This window comes from Peptococcaceae bacterium, from assembly GCA_024655825.1.
Classification (GTDB): domain Bacteria; phylum Bacillota; class Peptococcia; order DRI-13; family PHAD01; genus JANLFJ01.
The window spans coordinates 94,399-108,033 of record JANLFJ010000005.1 but is presented as its reverse complement, the minus strand read 5'-3'; the positions used below and the strand labels follow the sequence as shown (position 1 = coordinate 108,033).

The window sequence follows — 13,635 nt, the reverse complement described above, 5'->3', positions numbered from 1 at the left end:
GTTTTTCAACCCCTCTCGAGTTATTACGCTTGTCCTCTTTATATCAGCCGATCACCACGAGGACATCGCCGGGGTTAACGGCAGCACCCTCTGTTACCCTGATTTCTTTCACCGTCCCGGCTGACCCGCAGAATATTTCGTTTTCCATTTTCATCGCTTCCAGGGTCAGGATCAGGTCGCCGGCGTTCACGGCCTGCCCCGCCTTCACTTTTATGGACAGGATTTTCCCGGGCATCGGCGCGGTGACCACTTCGGCGCCAGCCGGGGCGGGAGCGGCAGCCGGTTTTGGAGCGGGTGCCGGTGTCGCGGCCTGTGCCGGCGCCGGGGCGGCAGGCCTCGGAGCGGGCGCAGCGGCGCGCGGCGCAGCGGCTGTACCGCCCACTTCTTCCACTTCTACTTCGTATACTTTACCGTTAACGGTTATTTGAAATTTTCTCATGTCAGTTTTCTCTCCTTTTCACGTTTGTTTTTTTGTTCACAGCTGTCTTAAGGCCATTGTTTCCTGCCGCCCGGCATGGCTCCAGGCAGGAGCGCTCGTTCCTGTTATGCGGGTTATGGAGCGGATGGTTGTTTGGCCCTGGAAACAAGCGGCAACAGCCGCCGCGATGACCGCCATGACTTCGTCCTCGCTTTGGGCCTGCTCTTCCTGCACTTTATGGTCTTCTTCTTGCTTCACGGTAACGGCAGCGGCGCTGCTCTTTTTGCCTTCTATCCTTTTGGAAGCGGTGCTGATCAGGAATATCACCAGCACCAGGATCATCAGCTCTAAAAACACTATACCTATGCCGATGCCCGCAACTGTTAAACCGAAACCGAACACTTTTCGTCCCTCCTTTCAGGTGTCTCCTTTACAGGGGTATGTTCCCGTGTTTTTTGGCCGGCCTGGTTTCGCGCTTGGTCGCCAGCATTTCCAGGGCATTGGCCAGGCGGGGACGTGTCTCTTTCGGTTCGATGACTATGTCCACAAAACCTCTTTCCGCTGCCACATACGGTGTGGCAAACCTCTCCCGGTAATCGGCAATCAATTCTTCTCGTTTTGCAGCCGGGTTTTCCGCCCCTTCGATTTCTTTGCGGAAAATGATGTTTGCTGCGCCTTCAGCTCCCATCACGGCTATTTCGGCAGTGGGCCAGGCAAAAACCTGATCGGCACCCAGGTCTTGTGAACACATGGCCAAGTAAGACCCGCCGTAGGCTTTTCTTGTCACGATGGTAATCTTGGGTACGGTCGCTTCGGAATAGGCATAAAGCAGTTTGGCGCCGTGCCGGATAATCCCGCCGTATTCTTGATTCGTCCCGGGAAGATAGCCGGGCACGTCCACGAAGTTCACCACCGGGATGTTGAAAGCGTCGCAGAAACGGATATGCCGCGCCGCCTTGTCGGAGGCGTTGATGTCCAGGCAGCCCGCCAGGTGCCTGGGCTGGTTGGCGATTATGCCGATGACCCGCCCGTTTACCCTGGCGTATCCGGTCAGGATGTTCGGCGCGTAATAGGGCATGGTCTGGAAAAACTCGCCGTTGTCTACAACCTTCTGGATCACCGCTGCCATGTCATAACCAGCGTTGGGATTGTCGGGAATTATTTCGTTCAAGGTTTCGTCCATGCGCTCCGGGTCGTCTCCCGTCTCTACATACGGGGGTTCTTCCAGGTTATTGGAGGGCAGGTAGCTCAGCAGGGTCCTGATCTGGTTGAAGCAGTCCTCTTCGTCTTCAGCGGCGAAATGCGCCACCCCGCTGATCCGGTTGTGGGTCATGGCGCCGCCCAGCTGCTCGTCGGTCACTTCTTCGCCGGTTACGGCTTTTATCACCTGCGGCCCGGTGATGAACATCCGCGAGGTGTTTTTTACCATGAACACGTAGTCCATGAGGGCTGGCGAATACACCGCGCCCCCGGCGCACGGGCCCATTATTACCGACAGCTGGGGAATCACCCCCGATGCCAGGGTGTTGCGGTAAAAGATCTGCCCGTATCCGGCCAGCGCGTCAACCGCTTCCTGGATCCTGGCCCCGCCGGAATCGTTTAGCCCGATTACCGGCGCGCCCATTTTCACAGCCAAATCAAGGACCTTGCAGATCTTTTTGGCGTGCATTTCGCCCAGCGAACCGCCCAGCACGGTGAAATCCTGCGCAAAGATGTATACCAGCCGGCCGTCTATGGTCCCGTAGCCGGTGATCACGCCGTCTCCCGGCGCTTCTTTCCCCGCCATGTCGAAGTTCACGCAGCGGTGAGCCACAAATTTGTCCAGCTCCGTGAAGGACCCCGCATCCAGCAGCCTTTCTATCCTTTCCCGGGCCGTAAGTTTGCCGCTCTTGTGCTGCTTTTCGATGGCTTTTTCTCCGCCTCCTTTTTCTGCTTTCCTGCTCCGCTCCCTTAGTTCGTCAATTCTTGCGCTTGTACTCATTTTTCGAGAATCCCTCTTTTCTGCATTTATTTCATTTTATTTCCTCTCTGATATTTCCAGCAAGACACCCCTGGTAGCCTTGGGGTGCAGGAAGGCGATCCTGGCACCGCCCGCCCCGTAGCGTGGTTTTTCGTCAATAAGGCGTACACCTTTTTCTTTGAGATAAGCCAGCGCTTCTTCAATGTTTTCAACCTTCAGGGCAATATGCTGGATACCCTCGCCGTTCTTTTCTATGAACTTGGCCACCGGCCCGTCCGGCGTCGTCGATTCCAAGAGTTCCAGTTCGCTGTCGCCGCAAGGCAAGAAGGCCACTCTCACTTTTTGGTCCTCGACGACTTCGGTCCCGACGCACTTGATTCCCAGGATTTCCGTGTAAAACTTCAACGCCTCGTCCAGGTTATTTACGGCTATGCCGACATGGTCCACCTTTAAAATTTTCATCGTTCTACCCCCCCTAGATTATAATATTGGAATTATTATACGTTACTGTATACAACAATACAACAATACATTTAGGACTTCTTTGTGTTTACCTGAGAGTCTCCTCAAGGATGCTTTTTACCAGGGTATACGGGTCGTTTATCTTGTTGAGAACCCTGTCCAGCTCCTTTTCGAACCTTCCTTCCCGGGCCAGTTTCTGCGTAAGGTGCATGGTCAATTGCTGCGTAACCAAGTCGAAAATCTCCGTTCTCATTCTTTCCCGGCGCCTCCTGAGAAGTTCCCCGGATTCATTCAAATAATTATAGTGTTTAATGATGCTGTCAACAGTTTCCATAACCCCTTTATTCTGCGGGGCAACTGTCATGATGATCGGAAAGTCCCATTCCGGCTTGTTGGGGTTCAATTCAAGCATCATTTCCAGTTCGATGACCACCCTGTTGGCGCCGTCGCGGTCAGCCTTGTTCACAACAAAGATGTCGCCTATTTCCAGGATACCCGCTTTAATTGCCTGGATGTCGTCGCCTAACCCTGGAACCGTCACGACTATTGTGGTATCCGCGGTTTTGACGATATCCACTTCAGACTGCCCCACACCCACGGTTTCAATAAAAATATAATCAAAGCCGCAGGCGTCCAAGATCTTGACAGCGAAATGCGTCGCTTTGGCCAGGCCGCCGAGCCGGCCTCTTGTTCCCATGCTGCGGATATACACGCCGGGGTCAAGGTTAAGATCGGACATGCGTACCCGGTCGCCAAGTATCGCCCCACCGGTAAAAGGGCTTGTAGGATCTACTGCCAGGATCCCAACCGTTTTTTGCCTCTTTCTTAGTTCTTTCACCAGCTTATCGGTGAGCGTGCTTTTCCCTGAACCTGGCGGGCCTGTAATGCCGACAATATGGGCGTTCCCGGTATAAGGATACATCATTTTAAGCGCTTCTCCGGCCCCGGGTTCTTCGTTTTCGGACAGGCTGATCAGCCGTGCGATTGCCCGGCGGTCACCCTGCCGGGCTTTATCTACAATTTCCATCATAGCACCGCTTTTTTAACATTGTTTTTTATAAATTCTATCACTGTCGAGGTTGGTGTTCCAGGGGTAAAAATCTCGGAAACTCCTTTTTCCTTCAGGAACGGAATATCGCTGTCCGGTATTACCCCCCCGCCAACAACCAGAACATCGTCCATGCCTTTCTCCTTTAGAAGCTGGACCACCTTCGGGAAAAGATGGTTATGGGCTCCGGAAAGCAAACTCATAGCGACCACATCGACATCTTCCTGCACGGCGGCGGCTGCGATTTGTTCCGGGGTTTGGCGAAGTCCCGAATAAATAACCTCCATACCCGCATCGCGAAGAGCCCTCGCAATGACTTTGGCGCCTCGGTCGTGGCCGTCCAAACCAGGTTTTGCTACCAGAACTCTTATCCGTTTCTCAGTCATTTCACTAACCCCCATCTACTTTTTATTATCTCTAGCTACAGGATTTCAACCGGCCTATACTCGCCGAACACTTCTCTCAGCACATTGCAGATTTCGCCTTCTGTTGCGTACACGCGGACCGCATCAAGTATATAGGGCATGAGGTTGCCGTCGCCTTGGGCGGCCTGGCACAGGGCTTCCAATTTCGACTTCACGGCCACGTTGTCCCGTGATGCTTTCATGGCCTTTAACTTCTTAATTTGAGTCTCGCCGACAATGGGGTCCACCCTCAACAGATCTTCAACCGGCTTCTCTTTGATCTGGAACTTGTTGAGACCGACAACAACACGTTTTCCTGACTCGATCTCCTTCTGGTAAGCGTACGAACTGTCGGCAATCTCTTTTTGGATGTAACCCTGTTCTATGGCCTTGACGGCTCCGCCCAGGGAATCTATTTTTTCAATGTAATCCATGGCTTTTTTTTCGAGCGCGTTAGTAAGGCTTTCCACGTAGTACGAACCAGCCAGCGGGTCCACGGTGTCACAAACGCCTGATTCATAAGCCACAATCTGCTGCGTGCGCAGGGCAATACGGACGGAGTCCTCGGTGGGCAGGCATAGAGCTTCGTCCTTGGAGTTGGTGTGAAGCGATTGAGTCCCTCCCAGCACGGCAGCCAGCGTTTGGATAGTAACACGGATAATATTGTTATCGGGCTGCTGTGCGGTCAGGGTTGAACCGCCGGTCTGGGTGTGGAAGCGAAGCATCATGGAACGCGGGTCCTTGGCTTTAAACCTTTCTTTCATGATTTTGGCCCACAATCTTCGGGCCGCCCGGAACTTGGCCACCTCTTCAAAAAGGTCATTGTACGAATTGAAGAAGAATGATAAGCGTCCTGCAAAATCGTCCACGTTCATGCCCGCTTTGATGGCGGCTTCCACGTAAGCGATGCCGTCGGCAAGGGTAAACGCTATTTCCTGCGCGGCTGTGGAACCCGCTTCACGAATGTGATAACCGGAGATGGAGATTGTATTCCAGTTGGGCACGTTTTGAGAACAAAATTCGAAGATATTCGTGATCAACCGCATGGAGGGTTCTGGCGGGAAAATGTATGTGCCTCTTGCGGCATACTCCTTGAGTATGTCATTTTGGATGGTGCCGTTTAACTTATCTGCAGTGACCCCCTGTTTTTCCGCCACGGCGATGTACATGGCCAGCAGGATGGAGGCTGGTGCGTTGATGGTCATGGACGTGCTCACCTTATCAAGGGGAATCCCGTTGAACAGGATTTCCATGTCGGCCAGGGAGTCGATTGCCACGCCGACCTTGCCTATTTCACCCTGGGCTATTTCGTCGTCCGAGTCGTAGCCTATCTGGGTGGGCAGGTCAAAGGCCACCGAAAGCCCGGTCTGGCCTTGTTCCAGCAAGTACTTGTAACGCTTGTTCGATTCCTCGGCCGTGGCAAACCCGGCGTACTGCCGCATAGTCCAAAACCGGCCGCGGTACATGGTTGGCTGCACTCCCCTGGTAAAAGGGAACTCTCCGGGGAAACCCAGCGAGCTTTCGTAGTCAAAATCGGCAAGATCAACTGGCGTGTAAAGCCTGTCAACTTTTATCCCGGAAGTGTTGACAAATTCCTCAAACCGTTCCTTGCTCCTGGAAAGTGCTTTTGCAACCATGCCCTTTTCCCATGTCTCTTTGGCGGCTGCGGTCTTTTTGATTTTCTCTCTGTCAAACATTTTCTTGCGCTCCTTCCATATATTATATCTCTTTTACGCAAAGAGGTCCCGGATTTTGCCGAGAAGACCGGCTGTCCGGTTCCTCTAATATTACTGCTGCCCAGTTACATTTTATTTTTTTAATAATATGTTATCAAGATATATATTTTATAACTATTTGCTTTTTGTTCTTTTAATGTAACTGGGCAGCAAAGATGTCTTAACTTAATATTCTCTACTTTTTCATGGAGCCTGTTTTCAGAAAGCGTTCGTGAAACTCATGGCAGCGGCCGATCAGGTGTGGTGTGTGGGCATTCTTGGTAACCCTGCACGCCTCTTCGAAATATTCCCTCAAAAGCGGCTTGTAGTCTGGATGCGCGCAGTTGTTGATAATCTCCAAGGCTCTTTCCTTGGGCGATTTGTTCCTCAGGTCTGCCACTCCCTGTTCGGTCACGATTACACAGATGTCGTGCTCGGTATGATCGATATGGGAACACATCGGAACAACACAAGAGATGTTGCCTTTTTTCGCCGTTGAGGCTGTCAGGAACACGGAAAGATAGGCATTCCTGGTGAAGTCGCCGGAGCCTCCTATCCCGTTCATCATCCTGGTACCCATCAGGTGGGTGGAGTTGGCGTGCCCGTATATGTCCACCTCGATGGCGGTGTTCATGCTTATTACGCCCAGCCGGCGTGCAATTTCCGGGTTGTTGCTTATCTCCTGCGGCCTTAGGATTATTTTCTTCCGGTAAAATTCTATCTTCTCCTTAAACCTCACCAGCCCTTCTTCGGAGGGCGTCAGCGACGTGCCTGAAACGACCGCGAATTTGCCGGCGTCGATCATATCGAGTGCCGCATCCTGGATAACCTCAGAGTAAAAGACCAGGTTTTCAAAATCCGACTCCAGCAAGCCCGCCAAAACGGCATTAGCCACGTTGCCGACGCCGGACTGCAGGGGCAGCAAGTTTTTCGGCAGCCTGCCCATTTTTACTTCTTTCTTGAAAAAGTCTATCAGGTTGCGCGCCATCGCCCGGCTTTCATCGTCAAGAGGGGCCAGGGGCCTTACCTTATCGGTGATATCGGTGACCACTATCGCCTTGATCTTTTCAGGACCGCAGTGGATATAGGGCGTCCCGATCCTGTCCCCGGGATTGACGATAGGTATGGGCCGGCGGTTGGGCGGGTCTTGGGGAATGTAAACGTCGTGCATGCCCTCCAATTGCAGGGGCTGGCTGGTGTTTATTTCGACAATGACAAACCCAGCTTCCTGAACAAAAGTCGGAGAATTGCCCATCGAGGTTGACGGGACAATGTGCCCTTCTTCCGTAATCGCCACCGCCTCGATTATCGCCGCGTCCAGTTTACCGTGAAACCCGTAACGGACCTGCTGCGGGCTGTGACTCAGGTGCTGGTCTATGTAGTTAATCCGGCCGTCATTAATCGCCTTTTGAATGGCCTCGTTCGTCTGATAGGGTACCCTTCTGGCGATTACGCCCGCCTCGGTCAGCTCCCCGTCCAGCTCGACTCCAACCGACGCGCCCGTCAAGAGGTCGATTTTTACCTTGCGCCCTTCTCTTGCCTGCCTGGCCAGGGCAAGAGGAACAGCCTTCGGGTAACCGCAGGGCGTAAACCCGCTTGTGCCGACCCTCATTCCGTCCTTGATCAGCATGGCGGCTTCGTCTGCGGAGACCACCTTTTCCAGGAGTTTCTTGCACCTGATTCTCTCCTCGTACATTTTTAACCCTCCATTTATTCTTTTTATTTATTTTATTTATTTGGATAAATAAAAAACTAGCCGGTCGCTCCTGTTTTAAGGTGAATACTACCCCACAGGGTAACCAACTAGTTTTGCTTACTTGTCCGGTGCGGTTCACCGTCATAAGCACTTCATCGGTCTTTACGGGGAGGATACGCCAACCCGCGCGTTCATCCCGCCCTTATCAACCCCACATTTATTTGGTTATTGGGTTATCTCGCCGTCCTTGACCATCTGCAAGTAGGCGAGCCACTTCTCGTACATGATTTTCAAAGCGGTGATAATGGCCTTGCGGGCACTGCCGTGGTACCTTACTTCAAACCTGTTCAGCAAATCGTCTATTCCATAACTGAGGTTGTATCCAAGCACCAGCTTTTTCAAAAAGTTTCTTCCTACCGTGGTAGCCAACGTACAATCGCATTCTACTATAATACCGGTATTTGGATCAATCTCTACCCCTACTGCAATGACCTCATAGAGTTTTGCCGCCGTAATGGATGATGGCAGTTTGGCGTAACCGGTTATAAAAATAGTATCAGTCCCTATTCTGTCCGCAATTTCCGGTCCTGTCAATCCCCCACCACCTCCACCTCACAAGCTATTTGGGCATTCATATCTAAAATAATTATATAATACCGTGAAAAAAAGAGCAATCTAAAATAGAAATTTAATAAGATTTGCAATGGATACCTTCTTTGTAAAAATCTAAATACTATAAGGAATGTCATCAAGGGCGCCGCCGAATAAACGACGGCGCCCTCTTCTGGATAACTCTTAATATACTTCTATAATTTTAGAAGAACGGCCAAACAATAGGAATTATAATGACTGACACTATCCAGGCCAGCACCACTAAAGGCGTTCCAGCCTTCACGTAGTCCATAAACCGGTACCCGCCGGGCCCCAGCACAAGTGTGTTGGGAGGCGTGCCGACCGGAGTAGCAAAAGCACAGGAGGCAGCAACGGCTATGGCCATCAACACCGCCCGTGGATCAGCACCCAGTCCCTTGGCGATAGCTATGCCTATCGGCGCCAAGAGCGCTGTGCTGGCAGTATTGGACATGAACTGGGTGAGAGCGACGGCAACGAAGAACAGCGCAGCCGTTATAAGGTACGGACTGGCGTCCTTACCGATAAAGCCTATTACGACATTGGCGATCAGTTTGCCGGCCCCCGTCTTATCCAGCGCCGAGGCCAGGGGAAGCATGCCCGCAAACAGGAAGATCGTGGTCCAGTCGATGGCCCTGTATGCCTGCTTGTCGGTCATCACGCCGGTGATTACGATTACCAGCGCGCCGATAACTGCGGTCACGTGGAGAGGGACCCCGATTTGTTTTTCAAAGATCATGCCCAAAACCGCAGCCAGCAGGACGGCAATAGAGATCGTCTGTTTGGTGGAGCTCACTTCTTTGGCGGTCCCCACCTCCGCTTTCACGGCCGCGTCAACGGCTTCCATGTCCATTGCCCTGTCAGGGATAAGTTTTATGCCCAGAGTAACCATGTAAACAATGCCCGCAATTGTTAAAGGTATCCCTATCCAGGCGTATTCAAAGAAACCGAATGTACCCAGCTTGGCCGCTTCAAGCGCGCTTTTCACCAGCAGGTTGGGCGGCGTGCCGATTAAGGTGATAACCCCTCCGAGCCCAGCCGCAAAGGCTAGAGGCATTAAAAGCTTAGAACGGTTGTAACCGGCCGCACCCGCGATAGCAATGGTCACAGGCATCAAAACAGCCGTTGTCCCTGTATTCGATAACACTGAGGAGAGAAGAGCTCCAACGGCCATAACAGCTACCAGCAGCTTTTTTTCGCTTTTCCCGGCTATTCTTACAACTCCATCGCCGATTTTGGCGGCTACTCCCGTTTCGAAAAGCGCCGCTCCTACCACGAACATGCCGGCAAACAAAATAACGTTGTTGTCCATCAAACCGCTGAACGCCGCTTTTGCATCCAGCACTCCCGACAAGAAGAGGACGACGGCGACTGACATAGCGGTAACGGCTAGAGGAATCACCTCGGTAATAAACAAAATCGCGGCACCCAACAAGATTAACAAGGTAATAGTTGCTGGTGTCATTTTTTAATTCACCCTCCATTTTTTCTTCTTTTCTCTTTTCTTCTTTTCTCTTTAACCGGTTTGATTAAATCTGTTTAGCTTGTTAACCCACCACCCTTCCTGTTAGATTAACAAATATCTCGCAGGGGGATATTTAGTTCAGATTAATTATTCTCTAAACAATTTTAAAATCCTGCTGGCGATCATAATTTATTTAGTTCGCTAAGTCAATGTGTGCCTCTCAACGAAATGTCGCCCGCAACAAGGGTTTCCAGGGTTCCATCGCCTTTTCTCACCAGGAGCCGTCCTTGTTCGTCTATGCCTTCGGCAGTCCCGCAGTATTGTTCCCCGTGCGAAGAGACGAAAACCTCCCTGCCCAGGGTGGAGTTCATTTTTATCCAGCTTTCCACAATAACGGCAAACCCCTCTCTTTGATAAAGCCGGTAAACCGTGCGCAGTTCCTTCACAATTTCCAGCAACAAAGCGACCCGGCGAAACAAACAGCCCGCCGCTGCGGCCAGAGAAATGGCTTTATCCCTTAAATTTTCTGGAAAATCGTCTTTTCCCTGGTTCACATTGACCCCGATTCCCAGCACAATATAATTGATCTGGTCGATCTCCGAACTCATTTCCGTAAGGATTCCGCAAACCTTTTTATCCTCCAGCAGAATATCGTTGGGCCACTTGATAGTCACGGGGAGTTTTGTCAAACCGCGTATGGCCCGGCACACTGCGACTGCGGCCACAAGTGTCAGTTGGGGGGCGTGGACAGGTTTTATTTTAGGTTTCAGAACAAGGCTAAAATAAAGTCCTTTACCGGATGGAGATTCCCAGGAACGCCCCATCCTCCCCTTGCCTTTTGTTTGCTTATCCGCCACAACCAGCGTTCCTTCGGGTGAACCTTGCGCCGCCATTGCTTTTGCCAGGTCATTTGTCGAAGAAACCTGCTCAAACACGGCTGCCTCTTTTATAAAGTCCTGCCCGGCCAAGCCAATCGTTATTTCCTCTTTTGACAGGATATCGGGCAGCTCCACTATCCGGTAGCCCTGTTTGGGGGAAGATTCTATGTTATAGCCTTCTTGCCGCAGGGCATTGACCTGTTTCCACACTGCGACCCTGCTCACTCCGAGCAGCCTGCTGATTTCTTCTCCCGAAAGGTAATTTCCCCGTTTTTCGATCAGCATGCGCAGGATTTCCTGCTTCATAGAAAGACACCTCCTTTTAGTAAACCGTTTTCCAATTGCGGGTTAGTGTAAAGTCGTTTCGGGAATTATTTGTTCTTGCGTGTGCCAGTTGTTTTTGATATTATATACAAGTGAGCTTTTTGTTACTTACTGGCCTGTACCGGCCTTAAGGAGGTGTAATCCATGTCCTATAAATGTGGTATATGTGGTAAAGGTAAAGGGACCGGTATGAAGGTAAGCCACTCCCATATCCGGACAAAGAAAACCTGGTCGCCGAACCTGCAGACGGTTAGAACGATGGTCAACGGCACTCCTAAAAAATTGCTTGTCTGTACGCGCTGCCTGCGTTCGGGCAAAGTTCAGAGGGTCGTATAGCAAAATGATTCAAGCCGCGAAAAGGACCTCAGATAAGGGAGGTTCTTTTTTTATCCTTGTTTATTCCTCACCCGGATGGCCAGCAGCAAGCCCTTTTCAATCTCTATCTCGGCGGTTTCTTCACTGAATACATTGCTTACTCCAACCGGAATCCCCATGACAAACCTGCCGTTATCAACCTGGTAATAAAGTCCCCGCGTTCTAATACCAGACACCTCTTCGCTTAACGGCAACAACGAGATTGTTTCGCCAAGCTTTCCGCGCAAAACCGTTTTTCTTCTTATTAAGAAGACCTCCTGGTCCTCGTCCAGCAGCCTTATCCTTGCTTCTTCGGCCTTTGGCAGCGCTAAAAGCATGACATTGGCCAGCGCGTGATCGAGCCTTCCACCAAGAGCGGCGACAATGTCAATCTCTTGAAAGCCCATTTCCAGCGCCTTTTCGAGGGCCATTTGTGTATCGGTATAATCTTTTTCCCTTGGGCAACGGATGATTTTTGTTCCCAGCGCTGCCAGTTCGGCAAGTTCCTTTTCGGTCAGCGTATCGAAGTCCCCGACCGCAAGCGCAGGCACAATTCCGAGAGCCGCAGCGTGCCTGGCCCCGCCGTCAGCGCAGATAACGCAGTGGGCCTCTTGGGCCAGAGCCTGGTAAAACGGTCCCGTTTCCAAACATCCTCCCGAAATAATCAGGCATTTTTTATTTTTCATGGATACCTCCGCAATTTAGGCCGGCTGTCACGGCAATACTCATGTCTGGTAAGATTCCAGCAGCTGGGCAACAGCCTGCGCTGGGTTAGGATGGTTAAACACCGCCGACCCTGCAACCAGCACATTCGCCCCTGCTTCCACCGCCATCGGGGCAGTGTCCTTATTTATGCCGCCGTCAACCTGGATATACAGTTCCGGATTTCTTTCTTTGGCCATGACGTGCAGCGCGCTTATTTTGGGAAGCGCCCCGGGAATAAACCGTTGCCCGCCGAAACCCGGATTAACAGTCATCAACAGGACCAGGTCAAGATCTTCCAGCACGTACTCAACTGCGTCGAGAGGTGTATGCGGGTTGAGCGCCACCCCCGCCTTGGCCCCTGTCTCTTTGATCATCTGAATCACGCGGTGCAAGTGACGGCATGTTTCCGCATGGACAGTAATCAGATCCGCTCCCGCCGCCCTGAATTCCCGCAGGTACATTTCGGGATTATCAATCATCAGGTGAACGTCGAACAACAGCTGGCTTTTCGGCCTTAGCGCCTTAACGACCAGCGGCCCAATTGTCAGGTTGGGGACAAAATGCCCGTCCATCACATCAATGTGAAGCCAGTGGGCTCCAGCCTTTTCCACATAAGCAACAGCTTCGCCCAGCCGGCTGAAGTCGGCAGACAAAATGGAAGTTGCCAGCAAAACCATCCTCTAATGCCTCCTCTCTCCGGAGATAACCTCTTCCAAGAAAACCCTGTATCGCTCGTAGCGTTTTTTATCGATCAGGCCTTTTTCCGCAGCCTCTTTCACCGCACACTGCGGTTCTTCCAAGTGACAGCAAGTATTAAACCTGCACAGCGGCCTGTATTCTAAAAAGTCCGGGTAATACTCGACCAGTTCTTCTCTCTTCATGCTTTGGGGAAGCTGCACCTGGCTGAAGCCTGGAGTGTCCGCAACGAAACCGCTGCCCGGAACCGGTATAAGCTCAACATGCCTTGTGGTGTGCTTGCCGCGACCAAGCTTCAGGCTTATTTCTCCCGTCTTCAGCCGCAGTCCTGGATTAAGCGAGTTCAAGAGGCTCGACTTTCCTACACCTGACGGGCCAGCTAACACTGAAACCTTGCCGGCCAAGGCCTTTCCCAGTTCCTCGATTCCCCAACCATGCCTGTTGCTGGTGATTAGAACCGGGAAACCCGCTTTTTTATACCTTTCTTTTATCTCCTTACAGTGGGCAGGCGTTACCAGGTCTGCCTTGTTAAAACAAATCACTGGATTGATGGAGCTGGCCTGGGCAAGTATCAACAGCCTGTCCAGGAGCCAGAAGTCAGGCTCAGGGTCCTTGAATGAGGCCACCAGGACAGCTGCTTCCACATTGGCCACCGCAGGCCTGGTAAGTTCGTTCCGACGTGGTAACGCTTTTTCGATTACCGCTTTTTTCTGTTGCGGATCGATGACTGAATAGGTTACCCTGTCTCCGGGCAGGAAGGATTGTTTTTTGAGACGGTGCTTGCCGCGCAACAAGCATTCCCATGTATCGTTCCCGTCCCAGACATAATAAAAGCCGCCGTACCCTTTGATTATTATCCCTTCCAACCCCAAACTTTTCT

15 protein-coding genes are annotated in these 13,635 nt (G+C 51.7%); 1 reads left to right on the top strand and 14 read right to left on the bottom strand.

Annotation, left to right across the window (positions count from 1 at the left end):
• Positions 1–43: 43 nt before the first annotated feature.
• From NUV48_03475 to NUV48_03425, 11 genes are all read right to left on the bottom strand, one after another.
• A complete protein-coding gene (locus tag NUV48_03475; GenBank protein MCR4441199.1) occupies positions 44–439 on the bottom strand; it encodes a biotin/lipoyl-binding protein in 396 nt (131 codons plus the stop codon).
• A 36-nt stretch (positions 440–475) separates the two neighbouring features.
• On the bottom strand, positions 476–820 hold the full coding sequence (locus NUV48_03470) for an OadG family protein (GenBank protein MCR4441198.1): 345 nt from the start codon (positions 818–820) through the stop codon (positions 476–478).
• 28 nt (positions 821–848) lie between these two features.
• A complete protein-coding gene (locus tag NUV48_03465; GenBank protein ID MCR4441197.1) occupies positions 849–2,399 on the bottom strand; it encodes a methylmalonyl-CoA carboxyltransferase in 1,551 nt (516 codons plus the stop codon).
• Between the two features lie 36 nt (positions 2,400–2,435).
• Positions 2,436–2,840, bottom strand: coding sequence for a methylmalonyl-CoA epimerase (gene mce / locus NUV48_03460; GenBank protein ID MCR4441196.1), 405 nt, complete (start codon positions 2,838–2,840; stop codon positions 2,436–2,438).
• Positions 2,841–2,928: 88 nt separating this feature from the next.
• Positions 2,929–3,867 (bottom strand): methylmalonyl Co-A mutase-associated GTPase MeaB, encoded by a 939-nt coding sequence (gene meaB, locus NUV48_03455; GenBank protein MCR4441195.1) that lies wholly within the window; start codon positions 3,865–3,867, stop codon positions 2,929–2,931.
• Positions 3,867–4,274, bottom strand: a complete 408-nt coding sequence (locus NUV48_03450) for a cobalamin B12-binding domain-containing protein (protein MCR4441194.1) — start codon at positions 4,272–4,274, stop codon at positions 3,867–3,869. Before NUV48_03450 ends, meaB begins: the two co-directional genes overlap by 1 nt.
• A gap of 35 nt (positions 4,275–4,309) precedes the next feature.
• Complete coding sequence (locus NUV48_03445) at positions 4,310–5,989, bottom strand: methylmalonyl-CoA mutase family protein (protein ID MCR4441193.1); 1,680 nt, start codon at positions 5,987–5,989, stop codon at positions 4,310–4,312.
• A gap of 214 nt (positions 5,990–6,203) precedes the next feature.
• On the bottom strand, positions 6,204–7,703 hold the full coding sequence (locus NUV48_03440) for an acetyl-CoA hydrolase/transferase family protein (protein ID MCR4441192.1): 1,500 nt from the start codon (positions 7,701–7,703) through the stop codon (positions 6,204–6,206).
• Positions 7,704–7,928: 225 nt separating this feature from the next.
• Positions 7,929–8,297, bottom strand: a complete 369-nt coding sequence (locus tag NUV48_03435; GenBank protein MCR4441191.1) for a DUF3870 domain-containing protein — start codon at positions 8,295–8,297, stop codon at positions 7,929–7,931.
• 220 nt (positions 8,298–8,517) lie between these two features.
• A complete protein-coding gene (locus NUV48_03430) occupies positions 8,518–9,798 on the bottom strand; it encodes an SLC13 family permease (GenBank protein ID MCR4441190.1) in 1,281 nt (426 codons plus the stop codon).
• 206 nt (positions 9,799–10,004) lie between these two features.
• A complete protein-coding gene (locus NUV48_03425) occupies positions 10,005–10,982 on the bottom strand; it encodes a biotin--[acetyl-CoA-carboxylase] ligase (GenBank protein MCR4441189.1) in 978 nt (325 codons plus the stop codon).
• Positions 10,983–11,144: 162 nt separating this feature from the next.
• On the opposite strand from NUV48_03425, the gene rpmB reads away from it, so the two are divergent.
• A complete protein-coding gene (gene rpmB, locus NUV48_03420) occupies positions 11,145–11,336 on the top strand; it encodes a 50S ribosomal protein L28 (GenBank protein ID MCR4441188.1) in 192 nt (63 codons plus the stop codon).
• Between the two features lie 50 nt (positions 11,337–11,386).
• Here rpmB and NUV48_03415 read toward each other — a convergent pair whose 3' ends face one another.
• From NUV48_03415 to rsgA, 3 genes are read right to left on the bottom strand one after another with little or no spacing between them, the layout of a single operon-like run.
• The gene (locus NUV48_03415) at positions 11,387–12,040 is read right to left on the bottom strand and encodes a thiamine diphosphokinase (protein ID MCR4441187.1); all 654 of its coding nucleotides are present in this window, start codon (positions 12,038–12,040) and stop codon (positions 11,387–11,389) included.
• 39 nt (positions 12,041–12,079) lie between these two features.
• Positions 12,080–12,736 (bottom strand): ribulose-phosphate 3-epimerase, encoded by a 657-nt coding sequence (rpe, locus tag NUV48_03410; GenBank protein MCR4441186.1) that lies wholly within the window; start codon positions 12,734–12,736, stop codon positions 12,080–12,082.
• A gap of 3 nt (positions 12,737–12,739) precedes the next feature.
• A complete protein-coding gene (gene rsgA / locus NUV48_03405) occupies positions 12,740–13,627 on the bottom strand; it encodes a ribosome small subunit-dependent GTPase A (GenBank protein MCR4441185.1) in 888 nt (295 codons plus the stop codon).
• Between the last annotated feature and the right edge of the window lie 8 nt (positions 13,628–13,635).

Bases quoted from the DNA above. Each gene is read 5' to 3' on its own strand.
- NUV48_03475 (MCR4441199.1), bottom strand. From the start codon at position 439: ATGAGAAAATTTCAAATAACCGTTAACGGTAAAGTATACGAAGTAGAA.
- NUV48_03465 (MCR4441197.1), bottom strand. From the start codon at position 2,399: ATGAGTACAAGCGCAAGAATTGACGAACTAAGGGAGCGGAGCAGGAAA.
- mce (MCR4441196.1), bottom strand. From the start codon at position 2,840: ATGAAAATTTTAAAGGTGGACCATGTCGGCATAGCCGTAAATAACCTG.
- meaB (MCR4441195.1), bottom strand. From the start codon at position 3,867: ATGGAAATTGTAGATAAAGCCCGGCAGGGTGACCGCCGGGCAATCGCA.
- NUV48_03450 (MCR4441194.1), bottom strand. From the start codon at position 4,274: ATGACTGAGAAACGGATAAGAGTTCTGGTAGCAAAACCTGGTTTGGAC.
- NUV48_03445 (MCR4441193.1), bottom strand. From the start codon at position 5,989: ATGTTTGACAGAGAGAAAATCAAAAAGACCGCAGCCGCCAAAGAGACA.
- NUV48_03440 (MCR4441192.1), bottom strand. From the start codon at position 7,703: ATGTACGAGGAGAGAATCAGGTGCAAGAAACTCCTGGAAAAGGTGGTC.
- NUV48_03430 (MCR4441190.1), bottom strand. From the start codon at position 9,798: ATGACACCAGCAACTATTACCTTGTTAATCTTGTTGGGTGCCGCGATT.
- NUV48_03425 (MCR4441189.1), bottom strand. From the start codon at position 10,982: ATGAAGCAGGAAATCCTGCGCATGCTGATCGAAAAACGGGGAAATTAC.
- rpmB (MCR4441188.1), top strand. From the start codon at position 11,145: ATGTCCTATAAATGTGGTATATGTGGTAAAGGTAAAGGGACCGGTATG.
- NUV48_03415 (MCR4441187.1), bottom strand. From the start codon at position 12,040: ATGAAAAATAAAAAATGCCTGATTATTTCGGGAGGATGTTTGGAAACG.
- rpe (MCR4441186.1), bottom strand. From the start codon at position 12,736: ATGGTTTTGCTGGCAACTTCCATTTTGTCTGCCGACTTCAGCCGGCTG.